The following is a 24,315-nucleotide window of genomic DNA, read 5'->3' on the forward strand; positions in this document are numbered from 1 at the left end:
AGTCCTCTAGGTTTCGTCGGTATAACCCCGTGCGGCCGCGACCTCGGGGTCCTGAAAAATCGCCATGGCCGTGCGCATGCGGCGAAAGCCGAACTTGCGGTAGAACGGCTCCTTGCCCGGCACGGCATACAAAATGATTTTGCCGTGCCCACGCGACAACTCCACCAGCCGCGCCACGAGCTGCTGCCCCAGCCCCGTGCCCTGGTGGCTGGGCAGCAAAGCCACATCACACAGGTAGGCGCAGTCCACACCATCTGCCAGCACACGCCCGGCGCCGACGAGCGCACCGCCGTCATACACAAAACAGCAAAACATGCTGTTGCCAAACGCCACCTTGAGCCCCTGTGGCGTCTTGTTGCCCAAGGGCGCAGCACGGTAGAGCGCAGCAAGTTCGTCCCAGTCCAGGGCGTCGGTGGATTCAGACCAGCGGTATGTCATGTGGGGGCTATCTCCGGAGTTGGCGTTGTCACTGAGCGGTCATTCAAAGACATTGGGATTCAGGCCGCGGCTGCGCACAGGGATTCACAAGCCATCGAAGGTCGATGTGCAAAGGAGCCTTGGTCATGGACGGCGTCGTACAAAGCGCTGCTCCAAGACTTCCTTGCCCCATTGCGAACCGAGCCATTCCTCTGCCAGCACAAAACCCCGCGATTCATAAAGATGACGCGCCGCGTCCAATCCCGAGAACGTCCATAGATGGGTTTCGGCAAAACCTCTCTCATCCACGAACGCCATCGCAGCGTCCAGCAGCTTTTTCCCTGCCCCGCTGCCACGCCCCACATCGTCCAGAATGAACCAGCGCAGGTGCGCGGTATTCGCGCCAATGTCCTCGCCGTCAATGGCGACCGATCCGAGGATTACGCCGTCTTGCCTTGCCGTCCAGAGGGCGTTCTGTGGGTTCTCCAGTCGATAACAAAAATCCGCCAGGCCCTTTGCTACCACCGACTCGAAACTCTGGCCAAGGCCCCACTCACGCGCATAGTAAAGCGCGTGCATTTCCGTGATGCGTGCGATCAGGCCCGGTGTGTAGCCGCGCACAAGTTCCACACCCGGAGCGGGATAGGCGCTGTCAGCCGTAGGGGCGAGGGCTTGGGTGTACAGGCGCATACCTTCCAGCACAGTCCGCTCTTGGCCGGGTTTCAGGCGACCAAGCGCATCGACGACCTTCGCGTGGGCAAAGGCGTGGATAGCCGCAACCCGCTTTTCACCGACTGCGGTCAGGGATAGCACCTTGACGCGAGTGTCGCTTTCTCCAGCCGCCTCTTGCACGTCGCCGGATTCCACCAACTTGCGCAACATTCGACTGACGCTTGATTTTTCCAGGCGAAGGAGCGCGCCGAGGTCCCGCGCTGTGACACCACCTTTCTCAATCTCGATCAACGCATGTACGGCGGATGGCGAAAGATTGGTTCCGGCGAAATCTTCACCCATGAATCCCAGTTCACGAACCATCGCGCGGGACACGGCACGTATTTCTTCAACCACGGACAGATCAGTATTCACAGTCAACGCATTCTCTAAAAGTTGCATGATACAACCACATAGTTGCACCACGCAACACAATGCCGAGAAAGACAGACGACGCGGGGACGCACCGGACAGTCTCTGCGTGTGCTGAACATCCGTTTTGGGTGGTCAAATGCCAGTTGGGATACGCCTTCCTTGAAATTCTGGGTTCCAGATAGCTGCCATTCGCAAGTGACTGCAGTTGGCCCAAACCCCGCCCTTCCCGCCCCACAAAACCGCCCGCCCATCGCCCCTGCATACAATGCAGGCCCGGCCTTTTTGCCGCGACTGCTGACCATGACCACCTCCACACCCGACACCACCCCGCCCGAGAACCCTGCCGATGAAGGCGCCAAGCCCTTCATGCGCACCGTCAAGAGTTTTGTGAAGCGCGCGGGCCGCATGGGCAGCGGGCAGATCAAGGCGCGGGAGGAGTTGGGGCCCAAATTCCTGCTGCCCTACCAGCCAGGCGCTATCAATTTCGAAGCTGCTTTCGCAGGTGCAGCGGGGGCTGGCGACCAAAACGATGCCCCAACCAACGTGCAGCGCCCGGTGGTGCTGGAAATTGGTTTTGGCATGGGCGAGGCCACGGCGCAAATTGCGCTGACGCTGCCGGGCACCAATTTTTTGTGCTGCGAGGTGCATGAGGCCGGTGTGGGCGCGCTGCTCAAGCGCATTGGCGAACACAACATCCCCAACATCCGCATCTGCAACCACGATGCGGTGGAGGTGATTGACCACATGCTGCCACCGGGCAGCCTGGATGGCGTGCACATCTTCTTCCCCGACCCCTGGCACAAAACCAAACACAACAAGCGCCGCCTGATCCAAAGCCCGCTGGTGGCCAAGCTGGCCGCGCGCCTGAAGGTGGGCGGCTACCTGCACGCCGCCACGGACTGGCAGCCCTATGCCGAGCAAATTCTGGAAGTGCTGAGCGCCGAGCCCAAGCTCAAGAACCGCGCCCTGCCCGACCACCCCGAACTGGCTGGCTACGCACCCAAGCCCCACTACCGCCCGCTCACCAAGTTTGAGAACCGCGGCATCAAGCTGGGCCATGGCGTGTGGGACGTGGTGTTCGAACGCATCTAGGCCCGCTGGCATGGCCCGCCACCGGCCCAACGCCCCACCCGCGCGCAACGGCGTAAGCCCCAGCTGCGTGGTGCTGCCCGCCGGGCCCTGGCCTACGCTGGTTGATTTTTTGCAGCAGCGCTTCCCCTCCGTCACCGCTGCAGACTGGCACACCCGGCTGGACGCTGGCGAGGTGGTGGATGCCGAGGGCCACACTGCCCGCGCCCACGATGTGCCGAGGCCGGGCCGGCGCCTGTACTACTACCGCAGCGTGCCCACCGAGCCACGCATTCCCTTCGAGGCCACGGTGCTGTGGCAGGACGAGCACCTGCTGGTGGCGGACAAGCCACACTTTCTGCCCGTGATTCCCTCGGGCAAATACGTGCAAGAGACTGTGCTGGTGCGGCTCAAGGCGCAGCTGGGGCTCGAGGCCCTCTCCCCCATCCACCGCATCGACCGCGACACGGCGGGCCTGGTGCTGTTTTCGGTGAACCCGGCCACACGCAATGCCTACCAGGCGCTGTTTCGCGACCGCGTGGTGGACAAAACCTACCAATGCATTGCCCCCAGCAACTCCGCCCTGCCCTGGCCTGTGCACCGCGAAAGCCGTATTGGCGAAGGCGCACACTTCATGCAACAGGCCGAGGTGCCCGGGCCGGTCAATGCCATCACCGACATCGACGTGCTGGAGACCCACGGCGCCTGGGCGCGCTACCAGCTGCGCCCACTCACCGGCCAGCGCCACCAACTGCGTGTGCACATGGCCGCGCTGGGCCTGCCGCTGTTGTTTGACGGCATCTACCCCACCCTCACGCCCGAAGACGCCACCGACTACAGCCGCCCCCTGCAACTGCTGGCGCAGCACATTGCGTTCACCGACCCGGTCACGGGCAAGGGCCGCAGCTTTGCCAGCCAGCGCCAGCTGCTGACGCTCCAAGATTTATAAGAAAAGTGCCTGTAGAGGCCGTGGATACTGCGCAAGCAGCTCCTAATTCAGTAGTAGAAATGCGGCCCCGGGCAGCCTATGGCGCTGCAGCTGGCGCCGAGGCGGGCCGCAGCGCCTGCGCCAGGGCCTGGGGATCACCACGGCGCAGGCCCTCGGACAAGGTGCGCGCCGCCTCGGCGCGCTGCACCGCATAGGCTTGCAAGGCCTCCAGGGTTGCCGCCGAGGGGGCCTGGCCCGCCGGGGTGGCGGCCACCAGGTGGTCAAAACTGCGCTCGTACCCATCGGCCACTTCGTCCACACGGCCAGCCAGTTGCTCAAAACTCAGCCCGGTGTCTGGGCCGCCCTGCACCAGGCTGCCCCAGCGCTGGCTGATGCGCTGGTCGTCTTGCAGAAACCGGGCAATGCCAGCCCGCGCCTTGAGTTCTTCGCCCATCAGGTAGGGCGGTGCCGGCAAAGTGCGCCACAGCACCACCACCAGCAGTGCCAGACCCGCAGCACAGGCACGCCGCCAGCCGCGCACCGGCGGGCTCTGCGGTGTCCACGGGCGCGCCAACAAGCTGCCCAACAAGCCCCCCGCCAGCAGGCCGCCGGCATGTGCGGCGTTGTCAATGCCGGGCAGTACCAGCCCCAAGCCCAGCATCAGCGCGGTAAAAAAGAGCGCGCCACCAAACAGCCAGCGAAACTCCGACCGGTCGACCTGCCGCCGCTCACGCCACAAAAACACCAGCAAGGCGCCATACAGGCTGAACACCGCCCCCGAGGCCCCGCCCGACACCGCCTGGTTGCCCTGCACCACCAGCGACACGGCATTGCCCAGCACCCCGCTGCCCAGGTACAGCGCGGCAAAACGCCAGCGGCCCAGCAGGCCCTCCATGAGGCGGCCCACGTCCCACAGCGCCCACATGTTCAGCGCCAGGTGCATCACCCCAAAGTGCACAAACATGGCCGTGCCCAGGCGCCACCACTGGCCGTCTTGCGTGGCCGGGCCAAAGTTGGCCCCCCACGCCAGCGGCACACCTTGCGCCGCATGCCACCAGCCGGCACCGGCCAGCAACATGGCCACAAACACCATCACGTTCAGCACCAACACGGCGCAAACCACGGGTGCAGCAGACGCCGGAGCGCGCATCAAATCGGTGAGCGAGCGGGAGGGGCTGGACAGCATGGCAAAGGTGCGCGCCTAGCGCAGCACAAACGGAGCGGCCAGCGGCTCGCCCACAAACACACCCTGCCCCGGCCAGGCCACACTTTTCCAGTAAGCCTCCAGCGCGGTGGCTCCCTGCAGGTAGTGCAGCAGGAGCACCTGGGGATGCGGAAACTTTTGCAGGTGGTTGCAGGGCTCGCTCACCGTGCCGTAGCTGGCGGTGGCGCCCGCCTCCAGCCACTCCAGCACGCTCATCTGGCCGTTGCCATCCATCAGCTGCCCGCCGGTGGAGGTGAGGTGGTCGGCCAGCGCACCGGGCAACCACTGCCGCGTATCAATCGGGTGTTGCCGGGTCAGGCCAGTCTGGTAGAGCACCACGCGGCGCAAGGGCTCAGGGTCGGCCTGCTCGCGCCGCACCACGGCCACACCGCTTTGCCCCATGCGCCCCGCGGGCGGAAACAGGGCGGCCCGCACATTGCGCGCCCGGTCCTGGGTGTTCACAAACACCGCAATGGCCGAGGGTGCCCCCAGCTTGCCCAATTTGTCATCGGCCGCCACACCCCGGTCAATCAGCGCCTTGGCGCTGGCCACCGAGCGCGAGGCCAGCAGCATGGACGGGCGGATACCCAGCTCGGTGAAGGGCTTGTGCGTGCGTGTATTGAAGTACGGCGAGGCCCGGCTGGGCGCGCAGGTTTTGCGGCAGGCCTCGGGCTCAAACCCCAGGCTCAGGGCCGAGGTGATGGAGTTGCACTCCACCGCAAACGGCTGCGTCCAGGCCAGCGCCAAGGCCTGCACCTGGGGCGGCATCTGGTCACGCACCTGGCTGTAGAGCGCGCCAAATTCCAGCACATTGAGGCTGTTGCGCACGGGCAGCGCCACCCGCACGATGTGCTCGGGCGCTATGCCGCGCCGGGCTGCGTAGTACTCGCCCACCTCCACCGAATAGGGGTCGGCGGTGTTGATGACCAGCCCCACCTCGGCTGCGGTGAGCCGCCCCGCAATACGGGGCACCGAGAGAGCGGGCGCTTCGGGTGTTTTCTGCGCCCAGGCGCATGGGGCGAACAGCAGCACCAGCGCCATCACCTTCCAGCAGTCAGACCAAGCGCGCATCCAGCCACCCTCGCAAACTGTTGATAAACGCCAGGCCCTGCGCACGCGGCAGGTCTTGCACCCGCACAACCGCCTCCGTCAGGCGGCCGCTTTGCAGGTGCACCGCGCGGCCAATGCCGGGCAATAGGCCACAAGACAGCGGCGGCGTGACCCAGCAGCCGTCCAGCAGCACGGCAAGGTTGCCGCGGGTGCACTCGGTCACTTCACCCTCGGCATTGAACAGCACGGTGTCAAGCACGCCGGGATCGGTGGGCGTGAAAGCATCGTAGTGTGCGCGGCGTGTGGTCTTGAACCGCACAAACTCGCCATGTGCATCGGCCAAGGGCGCATGCGCCAGCTGCAAGCACACGGGCTGCGGCGTGGCGGCCAAGGCAAAGGCCTGGGCCTGGAAATGTCCGCTCGCCGGTAGCAGCAGGCGCACGCGGTAGCGGCCCTGCGGGTGCGTAGCCGCCAGCGCGTGCAGTGCCTGCAGCGCACGCGCCCGGTCCCACGGCGTGCCGAAGTGCTGGGCCGCCATGGCCATGCGGTCCAGGTGCATGTCCACATGGGGCAGCACGCCATCGTGCAGCGCCAGCGTTTCCAGCAGTTCAAAGGGCTGGCTGGCGCGCTCCAGAAACATGCGCTTGCTGCGCCACTCGGCCCACTCGCCGTCGGCCTGCGCGTCAAAGGTAATGCCGCTGCCAATGCCGCAGCGCGCCTTGTCGCCCTGCACGGTGACGGTGCGGATCGCCACATTGAAGGTGGCGTGGCCGCCGGGCCGCACCACCCCCACCGCACCGCAGTACACACCACGCGCTTCGGGCTCCAGGGTTTTGATCATGCGCATGGCCTGCACCTTGGGCGCGCCGGTGATGGAGCCGCACGGGAACAGCGCGGTGAACACGTCCAGCAGCGTGGTGCCGGGGCGCGTGGTCGCTTCCACATCCGAGGTCATTTGCCACACCGTGGGCAGTGCCTCCAGGTGGAACAGGCGCGGCACTTTGACGCTGTGCGGCTGCGCAATGCGTGACAGGTCGTTGCGGATCAGGTCCACGATCATCACGTTCTCGGCTCGCTCTTTGGGGGTGTTGCGCAGCTGCGTGGCGTTGGCAGCGTCGTCTGCCGGGGTGACGCCGCGGGCGGCCGTGCCCTTCATGGGGCGGCTGAGGATACGCTCGCCGTTCCAGTCAAAAAACAGTTCGGGCGAAACCGACAGCACCTGCGCCCCCCCCGCATCAATGAACGCGCTGTAGGCACGCGGCTGGGCACGGCGAAGCGCCTGAAAGTAAGCCAGCGCGCTGCCCGCAAACTGCGCCTGCAGTGGCGCGGTGTAGTTGACCTGGTACAGCTCGCCAGCCGCAATCGCGCGGTGGATGTCGGCCATGTTCAGGTCAAACACCGGGCGCGCCACGGCGGCCTTCCAGGCGACAGTGGGCTCGGGCAGGGTTTCGCTGGCAACCTCTGGCAAGGGCTGCGCATGCACCCCAAACCAGACCAAGGGCCCATCGGCTGCGTGCACCTGCAGCGCGGCGTCAAACGCTGGTGCCGCCTCGTAGCGCACATACCCCACACACCAGTGCCCCTGGCGGCTCAGCGCATCCACCTGCGCCAGCACAGCAGCCACCTCATCCACGGCATGCGCCACCAGCACCTGATCGGGCTCCCCAAAGGCCAGTGGCAAAGCTGTTGCGCCGGGCTGCTGGGGGTCTGCAAAATCAATCAGGGCATGGGGATGGGGCATAGGCAGTGCGGATGTTACGCGGTGATTTCGCGTGCGCTGATCTGGTACTTGAAGTCGTCCGGCGCGTACGAGTCCAGGCGACCCGCTGCCGTCTCGGCCGCGGGGTACATGAAGAAGCCCAGCTTGGGGCCGGTGGATTGCGGCAGGGTCACATCGTGCGCCACGTTGTAGGCCATCCAGTTACCCTCCCAGCCGCCAAACAGGCCCTTGTTCACCGGGGCCACCAGCGGATTGCTGGCGGACTTGATCCACGCGGGGGTTTCCTGGCGCATAACCTTGGCCACGTCGGCCGGGTCCATGCCCACCCACCCATGGCCTTTGAGGTAGACCTCGGCGCGGCAGTGCTGCGCGCCCTTGAGGCTGGCGGAGTTGCCACCCAGCTCGCGGTAGCCAAAGGCGCTGGGCGCCACACGCAGGCCGTACACGTCGCGCGCCGGAATGCCAACAGCGCGGCACAGGCCCACAAACAGCGCGTTCAGGTCGGCGCACTTGCCGCCCAGGTTGTTGGTTTCCAGCATGGTCTTGATGTCGCCTTCACCACAGCCGCGCACGGTGGGCTCGCGGTAGGTGTTGGTCACGATCCAGTCGAACAGCTTTTGGGCCTTCTCCACATCGGTCTTGGCGCCGCGGGTGGCTTCCAACGCCGTGGTGCGCACGATGCCGTCGGTGGGCAGCAGGCTGGTCGGTTGGGTCCAGTACTTGAGGCTGGCGGCGTCTTCGACCGGGACAGACTTTTGCGTCCAGTCCTGGGCGCGGTTTTGCGTCTGGATGCGGCTGGTCAGCTCCACAAAAGGCTTGGCCTGGTCGGCGGCAAACTCCACAAACACCATGCGTGCGCCATAGGTGTTGTCGTCTTCCAGACGCGCCGTGCCATTGGTTTGGTAGCTGCTTTCCAGCGATTTCTGCCAGTCGCTGTTGACGGAAGGAATCGGCAACCACAGGCGCGTGGCGCCCTGGGGCTTGGCAATGTCCACGCGGGTGGTCACTTCAAAGGTGCGCCACACGCCGGGCTTGGGGCTGAACTGGCGCTCGGCCGTGCTGGCAGATTGTGCAAAATTGATAGCAGGTAGCGCAGTACCTACAAGGGCTACAGCCGAATTGGCCATAAATTTGCGGCGCGAAGCCGCAGCGGAGGCCACGGGGGCAGAAGAAGTAACGGGGGTCATACAGAGATCTCCGGGTGGATGAAAAGGCGGCGCGTACGGCGTAACAGAAAGTACCCCGGGTGGCGCAGACCCGATTATCCCTGCTGCCTGTATATTCAGCCCTCCCCCGCGCTGAAGGTCCTCCCCGTTGTCTGACTTTTCCTCCCTGCCGCCCGCCAGCGCCGCCCTGGCCCAGCACGCCCTGAACGCCTTTGAGCAAGTGGTGGGCAGCACGTCCGGCTTTCGCCGCCGCCCCGGCCAGCACCAGATGGCCGAGACCGTGGCCGCCACGCTGGCGCAGGCCGACATCGGCGAGCACCCTGCCCCCACCAAGGCCATTGCGGTCATCCAGGCCGGCACCGGCGTGGGCAAGAGCGCGGCCTATGCCAGCACCGCCATCGCCATGGCACTGGAGCGCAAGACCCGCGTCATCATCAGCACCGCCACCGTGGCCCTGCAAGAGCAGCTGATGACCAAGGACCTGCCCGCCCTGGCGCGCAGCATGGACCAGCCCTTTGCCTACGCCCTGGCCAAGGGCCGCGGGCGCTACGTCTGCAAGGTCAAGCTGGAGCGCCTGGTGGGCAGCGGTGCGGCTGAGGACGACATGTTTGACGACGACCTGCCGCAGCCCAAAGTGAGCGCGTTGTCGCAGGAGGCCATCGAAGAACGCCGCCAGTCGCTCTACGAGAGCATGGCGCACAAGCTGGCCGTGGTGAGCTGGGATGGCGACCGCGACACCCTGCCCGACACGCCGGACCCACGCGACTGGTCGGCGGTGGCCGCCGAGCGCCACACCTGTACCGCGCGCCACTGCCCGCGCTACAAGGAATGCAGCTACTACAACGCCCGCACCAAGCTGGCCGAGGCCAATGTCATCGTGGCCAACCACGACCTGGTGCTGGCCAGCCTGGGCATGAAAACCCTGCCCGACCTGGACAACTGCCTGGTGGTGTTTGACGAAGGCCACCACCTGCCCGCGGTGGCCTTGGACCAGTTCTCCAACGCCATGGACCTGAGCAACCTGCGCTGGCTAGACAAGCTACCCAAGGCCATGAACGAGGTGGCCGGCAAGCTGGCCCTGCATGTGGGCGAAGACGTGCAAACCGTAACCAGCCAACTCAAGGGTGCGCTCACCACGCTGGCGCGCATGGCCATGGACCTGGTGTGGGCCCACACCGGCCAGAACGCACGTGGCGAAGGCAATGACGGCACGCTGCGCTTTGCCAATGGCGTACTGCCCGATGCGCTGCACGACCCGGTCACGCAAATCCACGCGCAGGCCAATGGCCTGTCCAAGGCGCTGGAAGCCTTGGGCGTGGACGTGAAAGCCATCGCCAAAGATGACCCCAGCCAGGCCGTGTTGTGCGCCCAGCTCTATGCGCAGCTGGGCGGCCTGGCACCGCGCCTGGGTAGCCTGGTGAGTACCGCACAGCTGCTGCTGGAGCATGGCGAGCAGCCGTTGGCCAAGTGGCTGCAGGCCGAAAGCGAAAACGGTTATCTCACCATGACCGCGCACGCTTGCCCCATCGTGCCGGGCGACCTGCTGCGCCAGTTTTTGTGGAGCCAAGTGCGCGGCGCCATCGTCACCAGCGCCTCGCTCACCAGCTGCGGCAGTTTTGACTACTTCCTCAAAGAAGCGGGCCTGTCCAACAAGCCCTACGTGACCGCACTGGAAGTGGCCAGCCCCTTCAACTACAGCGCCCAGGGCAGCCTGACCGTGGTGCACACCCAGGCCGACCCCAAACACGCCGACGCCTACACCGCCGAGATGGTGCGTGCGCTGATGGACGACATTGAACAAGTGAAACGCGGCGCGCTGGTGCTGTTCACCAGCCGCGCGCAGATGCGCGCCGCCACCGAGGCCCTGCCCGGCCATTTGATGGACATGGTACTGGTGCAAGGCACGCAGTCCCGCACCCGCCTGCTGGCCGCCCACGCCGATCGCGTGGAGAGTGGTTTGCCGTCCGTGCTGTTTGGCCTGCAAAGCTTTGGCGAAGGGCTGGACCTGCCCGGTGCCCTGTGTGAGACCGTGTTCATCGCCAAGCTGCCCTTCGCCCCGCCCAGCGACCCCGTGGACGAGGCCCGCGCCGAATGGCTGCGCAGCGTGGGCCGCGACCCGTTCAACGAACTGGTAATCCCCGCCACAGGGGTAAAGCTGCTGCAATGGACCGGCCGCGCCATCCGCACCGAAGAAGACCGTGCCCAGGTCATTTGTTACGACAAGCGGCTGACGCAGACGAGTTATGGCAAACGCATGCTGGCGGGGTTGCCGGCTTATAAGTTGGGGACGCGGGTGGTGGGCCACTAACCGGGCGCGGTGGGTTCACCAGACAGGAAACACCCCCGCGCGGTCTTTGACGGTCCCCAACGCATCGTTCGATTGCGGGCATTCAGAACTGGTGTGCTAGGCAGGTACGATGGACAGCCGAAATGCGGCGGAAGCAGACATTGAAAGGCAGCATGGGAATACGTCAGCACTTTAGGTTTAAGTACTCGACTGCATTAGAAGTCCAGACGTTTTTACGCAGCCTTTGCGAAGAGGTGAACGTAGAAGACAGAGGAGAATTCTTTGTCTTCACACCACGCGGCGGAGAGTCCTTCACATTCGATTGTGAGATTTTTCCCAGCGGGCTCTTGTCGGAAAGAGACGGGAGCTATTTCAATTTCCTTGGCGTGTTTATTGAAGCACTTACTGGGCAGTTTGGTCCAGTTGAAGTAGAAGACGCATAGGTGGCGGACGCGGTCGTTCGCAGTATCCCCAGATACAACAGTCCAGTCGGGCTTGGAACTACTCGGTAATGCAATCACTTAGAACACTATTGTTGCGATGGCAATTGGAAGATGTAGGGCCTAGACCACACGAATCTAAGGAAGCCGTGCTGACGGCATTCTCTGCGGCAGGCTATACAGCCACATCAGATATTGTTCATTTGTATGGCGAAATCGGTGGGATGGATGTTGGAGATAACCAAATCTGGCGTTTATGGCCGCTCTCTGAAGTTGCTGCCCAGCAGCCAACGAACAAAGGGGTCTTATTTGCCGACTACATGCTTTCGTGCTGGGAGTACAGATTGCGGCCAATATCCGAGGAAGAAAGTGCCGTCTATGTTGATTATTTTGACGGAACCGAGCCAACGCTCGTAGCAACCTCCTTGGAAGAGTTTTTCGATCGCTATGTAGAAAATGCGCGCTTGTTACTCGATCCTGGTTCGCGCGCAAACTAAACTCAGATGCCCGCTTTCAGTCTGTAGACACCTCTGCGCAGTGATGAAAGCAGTCATCTGCAAAAGCCCGCACCTGGCCCTTTGCAGAAATCAGTTTCAAACTGCTGCCGACCGGAGAAAATACCGTTTTCGTTCAAAAGGTACTTGTGAACCCATCCCCCGCCCACGCCGATCTCATCGCCACTTACCGCAGGGCAGAAGCGGAGGCTGCGCACAAGTTCGGCTTGATCAAAGTGGTGGCCAGCAAGGGGCCCAAGGCGATTCAGGCGGCGGTGGAGACGGCGGCCAAGGCGGCCAAGCGCCGGGATTCGTATGCCAAAAAACTGCTGGCGCTAGGGGTGGAACTCAAGGACTGAGGGGCGTATCACCAGCGCCACCCAGCACCTGCTGCTTGCGCGCTGCGTGGTAGGCCGTTAGCACCTGGGTGGCCACCATGTCCAGCGCGGGGCGGGTGTTACCTTGTTTGTCGGTCCACACCTTGGGCGTCAAGGCGCCGGCCAGTGCCACCGCATCGCCATCATCCAGCGCCATCAGTGCGGCGCTGGCCTCTGCTGCAAAGGCAATCACGTTCACGATCAGGCTCTCGCCATCGCCCGCAGTGGCTTTGACTTTGGCCAGTGCGAACGTGCTGCCGTTTTTGCCCTGCCGGGTCTCGGCCAAGCCCACCAATGTTCCGGCGACCAGGCCTTCCAGCATTACTGCTCCACGAAGGCGCGTTCCACCACGTAGTCGCCTGGGGTGGTGGTGTTGCCTTCCTTGAAGCCTTTGGCGTCCAGGATTTCGCGCATGTCTTTGTTCAGGCCGGGGCTGCCGCAGATCATGATGCGGTCCGTCGCCGGGTCCAGCGGGGGCAGGCCCAGGTCGGCGGGCAGCTTGTTGGACTCGATCAGCGTGGTGATACGGCCTTGGTGCTCGAAGGCCTCGCGGGTCACCGTGGGGTAGTACAGCATCTGGTTCGTGACCATTTCGCCCAGGAACTCGTGCTTGGGCAACTCGTTCTTGAAGTAGTCGTAGTACGCCAGTTCTTTGACCTCACGCACGCCGTGCACCACGATGACTTTTTCAAACTTCTCGTAGGTCTCGGGGTCGCGCGCCACGCTCAAGAACGGTGCCAGGCCGGTGCCACTGCCCAGCAAATACAGGTTCTTGCCGGGCAAGAGGTAGTCGATCAGCAGGGTGCCGGTGGGCTTGCGGCCCACCACAATCTTGTCGCCTACCTGGATGTGCTGCAGCTTGGAGGTCAGCGGGCCGTCTTGCACCTTGATGCTCAGGAACTCCAGGTGCTCTTCGTAGTTGGCACTGACGATGGAATAGGCGCGCAGCAGCGGCTTGCCATTCTCCTGGCGCAGGCCAATCATGGTGAAGTGACCGTTGGAAAAACGCAGGGCCGGGTCCCGAGTGGTGGTGAAGCTGAACAAACGGTCTGTCCAGTGGTGTACGCTTAAAACTGTTTCTTCCAGAAATGCACTCATGGGGGCCTTGGGTGAGGTTCAGTCAGTGGGAAATGCCCGCGGCCACTTTCGGCTAGGGCGAAACCCTATATTGTAAAACTCCATACCCCCGCGACTTGTTATATCGATATTGATTTGAGTCATTAGCGCGACCGATATGCCCCACGCCTCCGTACTGCCCGAAACTGCCCTCCCCAGCCTGCTGGTGGCCTGCCTGTGCGCCCAATGGTGCGGCACCTGCACCGAGTACCAGCCACTGTTTGCCCAGCTACAGGCCGAGTTTCCGGGCGCGCGTTTTGTGTGGGTGGACATTGAGGATGAGGCCGACCTGGTGGACCCGATCGAGGTGGAGAACTTTCCCACCATCCTGATTGCCCAGGGCGAGCAGCCCCGGTTTTTTGGCACCGTGATGCCCCACCTGGAGACGCTGCGCCGGCTCATCCAGTCCAGCAGTGCCGCAGACGCCCGCCCTGTGCAGGCGCCAGACGTAGTGGCCTTGGCTCAGCGCTTGCGCGCGCGCTGAGGCGGCAGCAGGGGCTGCCAGAGGCGGTCACCCTCGGGTCCGGCCCAGTCCAGCGCACCGCGCACCACCCCGCGCACCTGGCCTTCGGTGTCGATCAGCACCGTGGAGGGGTAAATGCGGATGCCCCAGGCTTTGGCGATATCGCCCTGCACATCGCGCACCACGGGCAACACCAGGCCTGTGCTTTGGACAAAGCGGGCAATCGCGTCGAACGACTCCTTCAGGTTGATGGCCAGCACCACCATGCGCTCGGACTCCCGGGCGGCCAGGGTTTGCAGCGCGGGCATCTCGGCGCGGCACGGCTCACACCAGCCGGCCCAGAAATTGAGCAGCACCACACGGCCCCGCAGGGCAGGCAAACTCCAGTGTTGCCCTTCCAGATCCACCAGGTCACCCACGGGCACCGCCTGTTTGGGCCCCCAGGGCTGCACGTCGTAGCCGGAATTGGCCGTAGCGGGCACTGCCGCCGACACGAGACTGGCTGCGCCCAGCAGGCCCAGCACCTGTCGGCGCCTCATTGGCATTTATGCATCAAATATGGCCCTAGCCCGCATAGAATATGCGCGAGCAGCTCCCCTTTTGATAGCAAAAGGCACCCGGTCACAGCTTGGCAGTCACCCAGGCCTGCACACTGGCCAGCGCGCCTGCCAGCTTGGCGGGCTCGGTACCACCGGCCATGGCCATGTCGGCCTTGCCGCCGCCCTTGCCACCCACTTGCGCGGCTACAAAGTTGGCCAGCTCACCGGCCTTGACCTTGCCCGTGGTGTCGTTGGTCACACCCGCGGCGATTTGCACCTTGTCGCCATCCACCGCGCCCAGCACGATGACGGCGGTCTTGAGCTTGTCCTTGAGCTTGTCCATGGTGTCGCGCAGGGTCTTGGCATCGGCACCGTCCAGCTTGGCGGCCAGCACCTTCACGCCATTCACGTCCACCGCGCTGCCAACCAGTTCGTCGCCCTGGGCAGACGCCAGCTTGCCCTTCAAGGCGGCCACTTCTTTTTCCAGCGCCTTCATCTGGTCCAGCACCTGGCCCAGGCGACCACCCAGCTCCGCCACGGGCGCCTTGAGCGTGGCGGCGGCTGCGCCCACGGTGTCTTCCAGGTCTTGCAGGTAGGCCAGTGCGTTGGCGCCGGTCACGGCCTCCACACGGCGCACGCCTGCGGCCACACCGCTCTCGCCCACCACCTTGAACAGGCCAATGTCACCGGTGCGCTGCACGTGGGTGCCGCCGCAGAGTTCGCGGCTGGAGCCGATGTCGAGCACGCGCACGGTCTCGCCATATTTCTCGCCGAACAACATCATGGCGCCAGTCTTCTGGGCCGACTCGATGTCCATGACACGCGCTTGGGCAGCGGCGTTGGCCAGCACCTCGGCGTTAACGATGGTTTCGATCTGGCGAATCTGCGCATCGGTCACGGGGGCGTTGTGCGCAAAGTCAAAACGGGTGCGCTCGGCATTCACCAGGCTGCCCTTTTGCTGCACATGCTCACCCAGCACTTCGCGCAGGGCTTTGTGCATCAGGTGGGTGGCGCTGTGGTTGCGCACGGTGGCGGCGCGCTTGGCGGCGTCCACATGCGCGGTGACGCTATCGCCTACCTTGAGGCTGCCAGTCTTCAGCGTGCCGTGGTGGCCGAACACGTCGGCCTTGATTTTTTGGGTGTCGCCCACCTCAAACAGGCCGGCGTCCGAGAACACCGCGCCTTCGTCACCAACCTGGCCGCCGCTTTCGGAGTAGAACGGCGTGGTATCCAGCACCAGCACGCCGTCTTGACCGGCTTTTAGCTCGCTAACCGGCGTACCGTCTGCGTAGAGCGCTACGATTTTTGCAGCTTGGGTCAGGTGCTCGTAGCCCACGAAGGTGTTGCCTGCACCGGTGTACTCCAGCGCCTTGTCCATCTTGAATTTGCCGGCGGCGCGGCCCTTAGCCTTTTGCGCTTCCATGGCGGCGGAGAAGCCAGCGCTGTCCACTTCGACCCCGTTTTCGCGGCATACGTCGGCCGACAGGTCGAGCGGGAACCCGTAGGTGTCGTGCAGCTTGAAGGCCACATCACCAGGCAACACTTTCACGCCGCCAGCCAGGGCCTCGTCCAAAATCTGCATGCCAGTGGCCAGCGTTTCAAAGAAACGCTCTTCTTCCACACGCAGCACCTCGGTGATGCGGGCTTCTTGCGACGCCATGTTGGGGTAGGCCGCGCCCATGACCTGCACCAGGTCCTTGACCAGCTTGTGGAAGAACGGGGTCTTCTGGCCCAGCTTGTAGCCGTGACGGATGGCGCGGCGCACGATGCGGCGCTGCACGTAGCCACGGCCTTCGTTGCTGGGGATGACACCGTCGCTCACCAGGAAAGCGGTGGCGCGGATGTGGTCGGCAATCACGCGCAAGCTCTTGTTGCCCAGGTCGGTACAACCCGTCTCGCGCGACGCCGCCTTGATGAGCGCATCGAACAGGTCGATCTCGTAGTTGCTGTGCACGTGCTGCAGGATGGCCGCCAGGCGCTCCAGGCCCATGCCGGTGTCCACGCAGGGTGCGGGCAAGGGAGTGACGGCACCGGTTTCGTCCATGTTGAACTGCATGAACACGTTGTTCCAGATCTCGATGAAGCGGTCGCCATCTTCGTCCGGGCTGCCGGGAGGGCCGCCGGGGATGTGGGCGCCATGGTCGTAGAAGATCTCGCTGCAGGGGCCGCAGGGGCCGGTGTCGGCCATCATCCAGAAGTTGTCGCTCTTGTAGCGGCCACCCTTGTTGTCGCCAATGCGGATGATGCGCCCCTCTTGCTTCACGCGCTCAGGCGTCCAGCCGGACTTGACAAAGATATCTTCCCAGATGGCATAGGCCTCGTCGTCTTCAAGGTACACCGTGGCATACAGCTTTTCTGCGGGCAACTTGTAAACCGTGGTCAACAACTCCCAAGCCCAGTTCAGGCTCTCCTTCTTGAAGTAGTCGCCAAAGCTCCAGTTGCCCAGCATCTCGAAGAAGGTGTGGTGGCGGGCGGTGTAGCCCACGTTTTCCAGATCGTTGTGTTTGCCGCCGGCACGCAGGCAGGCCTGTACGGACGCAGCGCGCACATACGAGCGCTTGTCGGTACCCAGAAACACGTCCTTGAACTGCACCATGCCGGAGTTGGTGAACATCAGCGTGGGGTCGTTGCCCGGCACCAGCGGGCTGGACGCCACCACGGTGTGGCCCTTGGAGGCAAAGAAGTCGAGGAAGGTTTTGCGAATGTCGGCAACACTCATTACGGGCTGGGTCATGTCAGGTTTTCTTCGCGCGTGGGGTCAATAGAGCCTTATATTATCGCCGCCCCGCGCCGATCGCCCGCCCGCGCCCCGCAAGGCCCCAAGCAAGGGTAAACACCATGATGCACGTGTTGAAATTTAACTAACATGTTAGTTATGACACAGGCTGCAGCCACCGCCCCCGACGACACCACCAGCCAGCGTGCGCGGGCCTACCAAGGGTTCACGCAACAAATTTTTACGGGCGGCATCCGCGCCGGGCAATTCATCTCGCAACGCGAGCTGATGGCACTGCTGGACATGCCCTTGGGCGCGGTGCGCGAGATGATTCCGCGCCTGGAGGCCGCCGGGCTGGTGAAAACCGTGCCCCAGCGCGGCCTGCAGGTGGCGCATGTGGACCTGAAACTGATCCGCAATGCCTTCCAGGTGCGCTCCATGATTGAGCGTGAGGCCGTGCTGAACTTTGTGCGCAGCGCCAGCGAGACCGAGCTGGCCGCCATCGAGGCCAGCCACCGCGACATCCTGCAGCGCGCCGAAGCTCCCGATGCTCTGAATGACGTGGCCCTGCTGGACGATGCCCAGGCCGTGGACTGGGGCCTGCACGACCGCATGGTCGATGCGCTGGGCAACGACATCATTTCCGAGCAGTACCGCGTGAACAGCCTGCGTGTGCGCCTGATCAAGCTGGAGCACAGCGTGATCACACCCAGCCGCCTGATACCGGCGATGCAGGAGCACCTGCGATTTATTGAAGCCCTGCGCCAGCGCAACGCCGCACTGGCCGTGGAGCTGCTCGAAGACCACATCAGCAGTGCACGCAGCCGCGTGATGAATGCACCGTTGGATCAAGTGCGCAGCGAATGGAACACCCCCCACCCCCCAAGGAGAAACGTTTGAACCCCGATATCCACGGCCTCTGGCCTGCCCTCTTGCTACCCGTTACCGCCACCGGCGCACTCGATACCCCGCGCGCCCTGGCCCATGCCCAGCGCATGCTGGCCGCAGGCTGCGACGGCGTGACCCTGTTTGGCACCACCGGCGAGGGCCCGGCCTTCACCATGGCGGAGCGCAAGGGCTTGCTCGAATCCCTGTTGGGCGCAGGCATTCGCGCCGACCAGATCATCGTCACCACCACGGCGCTGGCCTTGGGCGAAGCGATTGAACTGGGCCAGCACGCCAGCCGCCTGGGTGTGCACCGGCAGATGCTGATGCCCCCCTTCTTCTTCAACCAGCCGCGCGACGCGGGCATCATCGAGGCCGTGTCGCAAGTGGTGCGCGGCATTGGTGACGATGGCTTGAAGCTGCTGCTCTACCACTTCCCTGCCATGAGCACCTTTGGTTTCTCCCACGCCACCATCGCCGAACTGGTGCGCCGACACCCCGGCCAGGTGGTGGGCGTGAAGGACAGCAGCGGCGACCGCGCACACTCGCTGGCGCTGGCGCGTGCTTTCCCGCAACTGGCCATCCTGGTGGGTGCCGAGCCCGATGTGGCCCCCGTGATGTGTGAAGGCGGCTCCGGCTCCATCAACGGGCTGGCCAATATTGCACCGCGCCTGATGAAGCGTGTGATGAGCGCACCGGATAAAGTGGCGCCCGCGGATGCCCAGCTGATTCTGGACCTGCTCAAGCTGCTCTCCATCAAGCCTGGCATACCCTTTGTGGGGGTGTACAAGGCCATGCTGGCAGAACAAACCGGCGATGATGCGTGGCTCACCATGCGCGCGCCACTGAGCCCCTTGGATAACACCGAGCTGGAAACCGTGCGCAGCGGTTATCGTGCCATCGGTAGCGCTTTGAGCCACCTGTGAGTTGATATTGCAATAACTAAAGGAGACACAACCATGACCACTTCCCACCTGAACCGCCGCACCCTGCTGGGTGCCGCTGCCGCCCTGGGCGCCAGCGCCCTGCCCGCCATGGCGCAATCCAAAACGGTGTTGCGCATTTCCACCCCAGCGGTGCCGGACGACTGGCACGCCAAGATGTGGACTGTGTTCAAGGAGCAGCTGGAAAAAACGGCGCCCGGCGAATTTGATGTGCAGATCAACCTGAACGCCACGCTGTTCAAACAAGGGACGGAGCCCGCCGCCATGGCACGTGGCAACCTGGAGCTGTCCAGCATCTCGGCATTTGACATTGCCAAGCTGGTGCCAGAGTTCTCCATCTTCACGGCAGGCTACGTGGTGCGTGACCCCGATCAGCAGCAAAAGATATTCAATGGCCCCATCGGCGCCGAGCTGTTCAAGCTGGTGTCCGAAAAGATGGAAGTCACACCCCTGGCCACCGTGTACCTGGGCACCCGCCAGGTCAACATGCGTGAGGCCAAACCGGTCAAGATCCCGGCCGACCTGAAAGGCGTGAAGCTGCGCATGCCCGGCTCCAAGGAGTGGCTGTTCCTGGGTGAAGCCCTGGGCGCGACCGCAACCCCACTGGCCTTTGGCGAGGTCTATATGGGCCTGAAGACCGGCACCATCGACGGCCAGGACAACCCCCTGCCCTCCGTGCGCGCCGCCAAGTTCTACGAGGTGACCAAGCAAATCGTGTTGACCAGCCACCTGGTGGATGGCATCTTCATTGCCATCTCCAACAAGAGCTTCAACGCACTCACTGCCGCACAAAAGCAGAAGGTGACAGCCGCCGCGCAGGCGGCTGCGGCCTACAACAACGAAAACCGCATCAAGGAAGAAGGCCAGCTGGTCGAGTTCTTCAAGAAAGAAGGCCTGCAGGTCATCACCCCCGATGTAGACGCATTCCGCAAATCGGTACAGACCACCTACCAGGCATCCGACTACGCCAAGGTCTGGCCCAAGGGAATGCTGGACCGCATCAACGCGACCAAGTAAGACGCACACAACATGCTGCGTCGATTGCAACAGGCCGCCAACCTTTTGGGCGGCGGTTTTTTTCTGACCCTGTTTGTCGTCTTCATCATCCAGATCGTGGCACGGTTTGGCTTCAACAAGCCGCTGCCATGGACCGATGAGGCGGCCGTGATTTTGTATGTGTGGGTGATCCTGTGGGCCGCCGCCGCCGTGGTGCCCGAGCGCGAACATGTGGTGTTTGATCTGGTGTGGAACAGCGTCAACACCCGCACCCGCCAAGCCATGCGCATCGTCGGCAACCTGATGATCGGTGGCCTGGCCCTGGTCGCCATACCCGCCAGTTTGGACTACGTGCGCTTCATGGCCCGCGAAGGCTCGCCCGTGTTGGGTCTGCCATTTATGTGGATTTTCTTGCCGTTTGTGCTGCTGCTGATCGCCTTGGTCATCCGCAGCGCCTGGGCCATCTGGAACGCCGTGCGTGGCATTGGCCTGGAAGCGGAACTACGACTATGACCTCTGGAATCTGGATTCTTGTTGCCGTGATGGTGGCAGGCCTGCTGCTGCGTATGCCGATCGGTTTTTCCATGCTGGTGTCCGGTGTGGCCTACCTGCTGGTCAAAGGCCAAGACATTGGCCTGGTGGCCGAGCAAGTGGGCAATGGCCTGTACAACAGCTATGTGCTGCTGGCCGTACCGCTGTTCGTCTTTGCCGCCAACATCATGAATGCCGGCACTGTGAGTGAGCGCATTTTTGACTTCTGCCGCATTCTGGTGGGCCGCATGCGTGGCGGCCTGGCGCAGGTGGACATCCTGGTGAGTGTGATCTTTTCGGGCATGAGCGGCAGCGCGATTGCCGATGCGGCAGGCCCCGGTCTGGTCACCATCCGCCAGATGCTCAAAAAGCCCGAATATACCCGTGGCTTTGCCGGCGCCGTGGTGGTGGCCAGCGCCACGCTGGGCCCCATCATTCCGCCCAGCATTCCCATGGTGATTTACGCGCTGGTGTCAGGCGCATCGGTGGGCGCACTGTTCCTGGGCGGCGTAGTTCCCGGCCTCCTGATGGCGGGGCTCATGATGGGCGTGGTGCACATCATTGCGGTCAAACGCAATATGCCACGCGACGAGCCTGTACCACGCTCGGAATGGGCCGGCCTGATCTTCCGCGGCGCGCTGCCCCTGTCCATGCCCATCGTCTTGCTCGGTGGCATTTACTCGGGCGCCTTCACCCCCACCGAGGCAGCGGCGGTTGCAGCCTTGCACGCGCTGATTTTGTCGACCGTCTTCTTCCGGGCACTCACTTGGCGCAGCTTCTGGGGCGTGGTGCTGGAATCCACCCGTGGCAGTGCGGTCATCACCATCATTCTGGCCGGCTCCTTCATGCTGAACTACGCCTTCACCGCCGAAGGTGTGCCGCAAAGCATGGCGATGTGGGTGGACAGCATGCACCTCACCAAAATCCAGTTCCTGCTGCTGGTGAACGTCATGTTCCTGGTGCTGGGATGCTTTCTGGATGTGTCGGTGCTGCTGCTGGTGTTTGTGCCCATGCTCTTGCCTGCGGCCAAGTTGCTGGGCGTGGACCTGGTGCACTTTGGTGTGCTGGTGGTGCTCAACATGATGATTGGCCTGATCCACCCGCCCTTTGGCATGCTGCTCTTCGTCACCAAGGCGCTCACCGGCATCCCGATTGGCGAGATGATGAAAGAAGGCTGGCCCTTTTTAGTGATGCTGCTGTGCCTGCTGCTGGCGATCACCTGCTTCCCCCAAATCGTGCTTTGGCTGCCCCAGACCATGGGCTATGTAACCGGATAACCCCACCATGCAACTCACCCCTGACAACACCCTCCCCCACGATGGCACCCACGGTGCGCTGGTGGGTCGCATCTGGCGACCTGATGCGCAAGGCCCCAGTGTGGTGGCACTGCGCGACGGCATGGTGGTAGATATCAGCGCCAGCTACCCCACCGTGCGCGATGTCTGCGAAGCCCCCGACCCCGCCGCGGCCCTGCGTGCCGCCAAGGGCGACGTGCTTTGTACCCTTGAAGAGTTGCTGGCCAACAGCAGCGCCTACCCAGGCAAACAAGACCGCCCCTGGTTGCTGGCGCCGTGTGACCTGCAGGCCATCAAGGCAGCCGGTGTGACTTTCGCCACCTCCATGCTGGAACGGGTCATTGAGGAAAAGGCGCGCGGCAACCCGGCTGCAGCGGCCGCCATCCGCACCGAAATTCAGGCACTGATTGGCGACGACCTCTCCAAGCTGACGCCTGGTTCCGAACAGGCCATGGCACTGAAACAGGTGCTGATTGCGCAAGGTGTGTGGAGCCAGTACCTGGAGGTGGGCATCGGGCCGGACGCAGAAATCTTTACCAAGGCCCCGGTGCTTGCGGCAGTGGGCAGTGGCGCCGACGCCGGTCTGCACCCGGCGTCGCACTGGAACAACCCCGAGCCCGAAGTGGTACTGGCCATCAATTCCCGCGGCCAGGTGGTTGGCGCCACCCTGGGCAATGACGTGAACCTGCGCGATGTGGAAGGCCGCTCTGCACTCTTGCTGGGCAAGGCCAAGGACAACAATGCCTCGGCCGCCATTGGCCCCTTCATTCGCCTGTTTGATGCCAGCTTCAGCATCGACGACGTGCGCCAAGCGGAGCTGAGCTTGCGGGTGGAAGGTGAAGACGGGTTTGTGATGGACGGCTACTCCTCCATGGCCCGCATCAGCCGCGACCCGCTGGCACTGGCCGGCCAGCTCATGGGGCCCCACCACCAGTACCCCGATGGTGCCATGCTGTTTTTGGGCACGCTGTTCGCCCCCGTGCAAGACCGCGACGCCCCTGGCAGCGGCTTCACCCACAAGCTGGGCGATGTGGTGACCATCACCAGCGCCAAGCTCGGCACGCTACGCAACCGCATGCAGCACACCGACCACTGCCCACCCTGGACTTTCGGCGCTTCGCACCTGATGCGCAACTTGGCTAAGCGCGGGTTGCTCTGAGCGCTCAGTCCTGCGCGACGCGCTGGGCCATCTCGATACGCTGTTCCAGAAAGCGCCACAAACGCTCGTCCTCGCAAAAGGCCACGTTGAAACGCAACCAGCCCGTCGTGCGAGGGTCTACCAAGAACAACTGCCCGGGCCCCAACATGATGCCCTCCCCGGTTCCCGCATGGGAGAGCTCCGCGCTGTCGGGTAAATCAGGGTGGCGGGCCCACAGGTACATGCCAGCTTCAGGCTCATGAAAGAGCTCAAAGCCCAGACTGTCGAGCCGCCTTCCGACCTTGCGTTGGGCATCGCCCAACCGGTCTCGCAAGGACTTCAAGTGCTTGCGCCAGCGCCCGTCTGTGATGACACCAAAGGTCACGCGCTCAGCGATCTCAGACGAGGTGAGACCGGCAATCATCTTCAGTTGCACGAAATTTGCCAACAGATCCGCGCGGGCCAAAAGGTAGCCTACACGCAAATTTGGAGAAATGGTTTTGGAATAACTACCCACATAGATCACGCGCCGCAACTGATCCAGACTTGCCAGCGTGGCACGTACGGAGACATCCATGTCCGCATAAATATCGTTTTCCACCAGCACAAAGTCATGCTGATCTGCCAACTGCAGCAGACGATGGAGCTGTGCGGTGGAAGCGACGGAGCAGGAAGGACTCTGCAAGCGGGGTTGCGTAAAGAATGCTTTGGGCTGGTGGGTCTGCAGCAGGGCCTCCAGCGCAGGCAAGTCGTAGCCCGTGGGCGTGCGTGGCACCCCTAACAGCTGCACACCCAAAAAGCGCAGCATGTACATCAAGTTGGGGTAGCCGGGGTCGTCCACCAGCACCGTGTCGCCAGGCTTGAGCAGACAACGGGCGACCAGATCCAACGCCTGGCTGGAGCCATGGGTCATCAGCACCTGGCTGGCCTCAACAGAAATGTGCTGCTCTCCCAACGACTCTGCAATGATCATGCGCAGGGCCATATGTCCATACGGAAGACCATAGCCGTCAAGTTCAGGCCCATCCGTGGAGAGCTGGCGCATGCTGCGGCGCACCGCGTCACCAAACAACCAATCATGCGGCAACCACCCACACCCTGGCTTGAGTGGCAAATTTCGGTTCTCGAATATCTGCTTGAGATACCAACGCGCATCAAAACGGGGCGTCTCTGGTGGCAACAGGATAGCTCCACCAGCCATGCCGGAAAAATCGTCACGGCGTTTGACAAAAAAACCAGCATGCGCGCGGGACACCAGCCAGCCTTGCGCGACCAAGCGATCGTAGGCCTCCACCACTGTAAACACACTCACATTGTGGGACGCAGCAAATGCTCGGATAGATGGCAGTTTGCTACCGGGCTTGAGCACTTGCCCTGCAATCAGGCCGCGCAACCCGTCCACGATCTGGCTGACCAAAGGTGTTGAAATTTCCGTACTGAGTGTGAGCATCGGGG

The 24,315-nt window shown here is 63.3% G+C and carries 23 protein-coding genes; 12 read left to right on the forward strand and 11 right to left on the reverse strand.

Going from position 1 to position 24,315, the window contains the following annotated elements; genetic code table 11:
- Positions 1 to 6: 6 nt before the first annotated feature.
- Positions 7 to 438, reverse strand: coding sequence for a GNAT family N-acetyltransferase (locus tag AC3WS7_RS03925; RefSeq protein WP_492655429.1), 432 nt, complete (start codon positions 436 to 438; stop codon positions 7 to 9).
- Positions 439 to 561: 123 nt separating this feature from the next.
- Entirely contained in the window at positions 562 to 1,530 is a 969-nt protein-coding gene (locus tag AC3WS7_RS03930) for a bifunctional helix-turn-helix transcriptional regulator/GNAT family N-acetyltransferase (protein WP_492655430.1), read from the reverse strand.
- A gap of 273 nt (positions 1,531 to 1,803) precedes the next feature.
- On the opposite strand from AC3WS7_RS03930, the gene trmB reads away from it, so the two are divergent.
- Complete coding sequence (gene trmB / locus AC3WS7_RS03935) at positions 1,804 to 2,595, forward strand: tRNA (guanosine(46)-N7)-methyltransferase TrmB (RefSeq protein WP_492655431.1); 792 nt, start codon at positions 1,804 to 1,806, stop codon at positions 2,593 to 2,595.
- 10 nt (positions 2,596 to 2,605) lie between these two features.
- Positions 2,606 to 3,520, forward strand: coding sequence for a pseudouridine synthase (locus AC3WS7_RS03940; RefSeq protein ID WP_492655432.1), 915 nt, complete (start codon positions 2,606 to 2,608; stop codon positions 3,518 to 3,520).
- A 76-nt stretch (positions 3,521 to 3,596) separates the two neighbouring features.
- Here the strand turns inward: AC3WS7_RS03940 and AC3WS7_RS03945 are convergent, their stop codons facing one another.
- The 4 genes from AC3WS7_RS03945 to AC3WS7_RS03960 are packed head-to-tail and all read right to left on the reverse strand — an operon-like array spanning position 3,597 to position 8,660.
- Complete coding sequence (locus AC3WS7_RS03945) at positions 3,597 to 4,685, reverse strand: rhomboid family intramembrane serine protease (protein ID WP_492655433.1); 1,089 nt, start codon at positions 4,683 to 4,685, stop codon at positions 3,597 to 3,599.
- A 15-nt stretch (positions 4,686 to 4,700) separates the two neighbouring features.
- Positions 4,701 to 5,774 (reverse strand): TIGR03790 family protein, encoded by a 1,074-nt coding sequence (locus AC3WS7_RS03950; protein ID WP_492655434.1) that lies wholly within the window; start codon positions 5,772 to 5,774, stop codon positions 4,701 to 4,703.
- On the reverse strand, positions 5,758 to 7,494 hold the full coding sequence (gene pabB / locus AC3WS7_RS03955) for an aminodeoxychorismate synthase component I (protein WP_492655435.1): 1,737 nt from the start codon (positions 7,492 to 7,494) through the stop codon (positions 5,758 to 5,760). Before pabB ends, AC3WS7_RS03950 begins: the two co-directional genes overlap by 17 nt.
- A gap of 14 nt (positions 7,495 to 7,508) precedes the next feature.
- Positions 7,509 to 8,660: a transglutaminase-like domain-containing protein gene (locus AC3WS7_RS03960; protein WP_492655436.1), complete on the reverse strand. Its 1,152-nt coding sequence runs from the start codon at positions 8,658 to 8,660 to the stop codon at positions 7,509 to 7,511.
- 127 nt (positions 8,661 to 8,787) lie between these two features.
- Here AC3WS7_RS03960 and dinG point away from each other — a divergent pair, with 127 nt between their 5' ends.
- From dinG to AC3WS7_RS03975, 3 genes are all read left to right on the forward strand, one after another.
- On the forward strand, positions 8,788 to 10,947 hold the full coding sequence (gene dinG / locus AC3WS7_RS03965; protein ID WP_492655437.1) for an ATP-dependent DNA helicase DinG: 2,160 nt from the start codon (positions 8,788 to 8,790) through the stop codon (positions 10,945 to 10,947).
- Positions 10,948 to 11,515: 568 nt separating this feature from the next.
- On the forward strand, positions 11,516 to 11,863 hold the full coding sequence (locus AC3WS7_RS03970; RefSeq protein ID WP_492655438.1) for a hypothetical protein: 348 nt from the start codon (positions 11,516 to 11,518) through the stop codon (positions 11,861 to 11,863).
- A 146-nt stretch (positions 11,864 to 12,009) separates the two neighbouring features.
- Entirely contained in the window at positions 12,010 to 12,219 is a 210-nt protein-coding gene (locus tag AC3WS7_RS03975; protein ID WP_492655439.1) for a hypothetical protein, read from the forward strand.
- Here the strand turns inward: AC3WS7_RS03975 and AC3WS7_RS03980 are convergent.
- Positions 12,209 to 12,559 carry a single-stranded DNA-binding protein gene (locus AC3WS7_RS03980; RefSeq protein WP_296469857.1) on the reverse strand — a complete coding sequence of 117 codons (351 nt, stop codon included), beginning with the start codon at positions 12,557 to 12,559 and terminating at the stop codon, positions 12,209 to 12,211. The genes AC3WS7_RS03975 and AC3WS7_RS03980 overlap by 11 nt on opposite strands.
- Positions 12,559 to 13,335 carry a ferredoxin--NADP reductase gene (locus AC3WS7_RS03985; protein WP_296469860.1) on the reverse strand — a complete coding sequence of 259 codons (777 nt, stop codon included), beginning with the start codon at positions 13,333 to 13,335 and terminating at the stop codon, positions 12,559 to 12,561. Before AC3WS7_RS03985 ends, AC3WS7_RS03980 begins: the two co-directional genes overlap by 1 nt.
- 136 nt (positions 13,336 to 13,471) lie before the next feature.
- On the opposite strand from AC3WS7_RS03985, the gene AC3WS7_RS03990 reads away from it, so the two are divergent.
- On the forward strand, positions 13,472 to 13,837 hold the full coding sequence (locus tag AC3WS7_RS03990) for a thioredoxin family protein (protein WP_492655440.1): 366 nt from the start codon (positions 13,472 to 13,474) through the stop codon (positions 13,835 to 13,837).
- Here the strand turns inward: AC3WS7_RS03990 and AC3WS7_RS03995 are convergent.
- Positions 13,816 to 14,361 (reverse strand): TlpA family protein disulfide reductase, encoded by a 546-nt coding sequence (locus AC3WS7_RS03995; RefSeq protein ID WP_492655441.1) that lies wholly within the window; start codon positions 14,359 to 14,361, stop codon positions 13,816 to 13,818. The genes AC3WS7_RS03990 and AC3WS7_RS03995 overlap by 22 nt on opposite strands.
- A gap of 76 nt (positions 14,362 to 14,437) precedes the next feature.
- Positions 14,438 to 17,089, reverse strand: a complete 2,652-nt coding sequence (alaS, locus tag AC3WS7_RS04000; RefSeq protein WP_492655442.1) for an alanine--tRNA ligase — start codon at positions 17,087 to 17,089, stop codon at positions 14,438 to 14,440.
- A 141-nt stretch (positions 17,090 to 17,230) separates the two neighbouring features.
- Here alaS and AC3WS7_RS04005 point away from each other — a divergent pair, with 141 nt between their 5' ends.
- From AC3WS7_RS04005 to AC3WS7_RS04030, 6 genes are read left to right on the forward strand one after another with little or no spacing between them, the layout of a single operon-like run.
- Positions 17,231 to 17,971 (forward strand): GntR family transcriptional regulator, encoded by a 741-nt coding sequence (locus AC3WS7_RS04005; RefSeq protein ID WP_296469871.1) that lies wholly within the window; start codon positions 17,231 to 17,233, stop codon positions 17,969 to 17,971.
- Positions 17,968 to 18,882: a dihydrodipicolinate synthase family protein gene (locus AC3WS7_RS04010; protein WP_492655443.1), complete on the forward strand. Its 915-nt coding sequence runs from the start codon at positions 17,968 to 17,970 to the stop codon at positions 18,880 to 18,882. Before AC3WS7_RS04005 ends, AC3WS7_RS04010 begins: the two co-directional genes overlap by 4 nt.
- Before the next feature lie 33 nt (positions 18,883 to 18,915).
- Positions 18,916 to 19,917, forward strand: coding sequence for a sialic acid TRAP transporter substrate-binding protein SiaP (locus tag AC3WS7_RS04015; RefSeq protein ID WP_492655444.1), 1,002 nt, complete (start codon positions 18,916 to 18,918; stop codon positions 19,915 to 19,917).
- Positions 19,918 to 19,929: 12 nt separating this feature from the next.
- Positions 19,930 to 20,409: a TRAP transporter small permease gene (locus AC3WS7_RS04020; RefSeq protein WP_492655445.1), complete on the forward strand. Its 480-nt coding sequence runs from the start codon at positions 19,930 to 19,932 to the stop codon at positions 20,407 to 20,409.
- On the forward strand, positions 20,406 to 21,704 hold the full coding sequence (locus AC3WS7_RS04025; RefSeq protein ID WP_296469882.1) for a TRAP transporter large permease: 1,299 nt from the start codon (positions 20,406 to 20,408) through the stop codon (positions 21,702 to 21,704). The genes AC3WS7_RS04020 and AC3WS7_RS04025 overlap by 4 nt, the downstream gene beginning before the upstream one ends.
- 7 nt (positions 21,705 to 21,711) lie before the next feature.
- Positions 21,712 to 22,881, forward strand: coding sequence for a fumarylacetoacetate hydrolase family protein (locus AC3WS7_RS04030; protein ID WP_492655446.1), 1,170 nt, complete (start codon positions 21,712 to 21,714; stop codon positions 22,879 to 22,881).
- Between the two features lie 4 nt (positions 22,882 to 22,885).
- Here AC3WS7_RS04030 and AC3WS7_RS04035 read toward each other — a convergent pair whose 3' ends face one another.
- On the reverse strand, positions 22,886 to 24,310 hold the full coding sequence (locus AC3WS7_RS04035; protein WP_492655447.1) for an aminotransferase-like domain-containing protein: 1,425 nt from the start codon (positions 24,308 to 24,310) through the stop codon (positions 22,886 to 22,888).
- Between the last annotated feature and the right edge of the window lie 5 nt (positions 24,311 to 24,315).

It is taken from the genome of Rhodoferax sp. EU05-FHT12H12, from assembly GCF_058791215.1.

Excerpts from the sequence above, each read along its gene's own strand:
- AC3WS7_RS03930 (WP_492655430.1), bottom strand. The coding sequence starts at position 1,530 with ATGCAACTTTTAGAGAATGCGTTGACTGTGAATACTGATCTGTCCGTG.
- AC3WS7_RS03980 (WP_296469857.1), bottom strand. The coding sequence starts at position 12,559 with ATGCTGGAAGGCCTGGTCGCCGGAACATTGGTGGGCTTGGCCGAGACC.
- AC3WS7_RS03950 (WP_492655434.1), bottom strand. The coding sequence starts at position 5,774 with ATGCGCGCTTGGTCTGACTGCTGGAAGGTGATGGCGCTGGTGCTGCTG.
- alaS (WP_492655442.1), bottom strand. The coding sequence starts at position 17,089 with ATGACCCAGCCCGTAATGAGTGTTGCCGACATTCGCAAAACCTTCCTC.
- AC3WS7_RS04035 (WP_492655447.1), bottom strand. The coding sequence starts at position 24,310 with ATGCTCACACTCAGTACGGAAATTTCAACACCTTTGGTCAGCCAGATC.
- pabB (WP_492655435.1), bottom strand. The coding sequence starts at position 7,494 with ATGCCCCATCCCCATGCCCTGATTGATTTTGCAGACCCCCAGCAGCCC.
- AC3WS7_RS03925 (WP_492655429.1), bottom strand. The coding sequence starts at position 438 with ATGACATACCGCTGGTCTGAATCCACCGACGCCCTGGACTGGGACGAA.
- AC3WS7_RS03960 (WP_492655436.1), bottom strand. The coding sequence starts at position 8,660 with ATGACCCCCGTTACTTCTTCTGCCCCCGTGGCCTCCGCTGCGGCTTCG.
- AC3WS7_RS04020 (WP_492655445.1), top strand. The coding sequence starts at position 19,930 with ATGCTGCGTCGATTGCAACAGGCCGCCAACCTTTTGGGCGGCGGTTTT.
- AC3WS7_RS04015 (WP_492655444.1), top strand. The coding sequence starts at position 18,916 with ATGACCACTTCCCACCTGAACCGCCGCACCCTGCTGGGTGCCGCTGCC.
- AC3WS7_RS04005 (WP_296469871.1), top strand. The coding sequence starts at position 17,231 with ATGACACAGGCTGCAGCCACCGCCCCCGACGACACCACCAGCCAGCGT.
- trmB (WP_492655431.1), top strand. The coding sequence starts at position 1,804 with ATGACCACCTCCACACCCGACACCACCCCGCCCGAGAACCCTGCCGAT.
- AC3WS7_RS03995 (WP_492655441.1), bottom strand. The coding sequence starts at position 14,361 with ATGCCAATGAGGCGCCGACAGGTGCTGGGCCTGCTGGGCGCAGCCAGT.
- AC3WS7_RS03945 (WP_492655433.1), bottom strand. The coding sequence starts at position 4,685 with ATGCTGTCCAGCCCCTCCCGCTCGCTCACCGATTTGATGCGCGCTCCG.
- AC3WS7_RS04030 (WP_492655446.1), top strand. The coding sequence starts at position 21,712 with ATGCAACTCACCCCTGACAACACCCTCCCCCACGATGGCACCCACGGT.
- AC3WS7_RS03985 (WP_296469860.1), bottom strand. The coding sequence starts at position 13,335 with ATGAGTGCATTTCTGGAAGAAACAGTTTTAAGCGTACACCACTGGACA.
- AC3WS7_RS04025 (WP_296469882.1), top strand. The coding sequence starts at position 20,406 with ATGACCTCTGGAATCTGGATTCTTGTTGCCGTGATGGTGGCAGGCCTG.
- AC3WS7_RS03990 (WP_492655440.1), top strand. The coding sequence starts at position 13,472 with ATGCCCCACGCCTCCGTACTGCCCGAAACTGCCCTCCCCAGCCTGCTG.
- AC3WS7_RS03940 (WP_492655432.1), top strand. The coding sequence starts at position 2,606 with ATGGCCCGCCACCGGCCCAACGCCCCACCCGCGCGCAACGGCGTAAGC.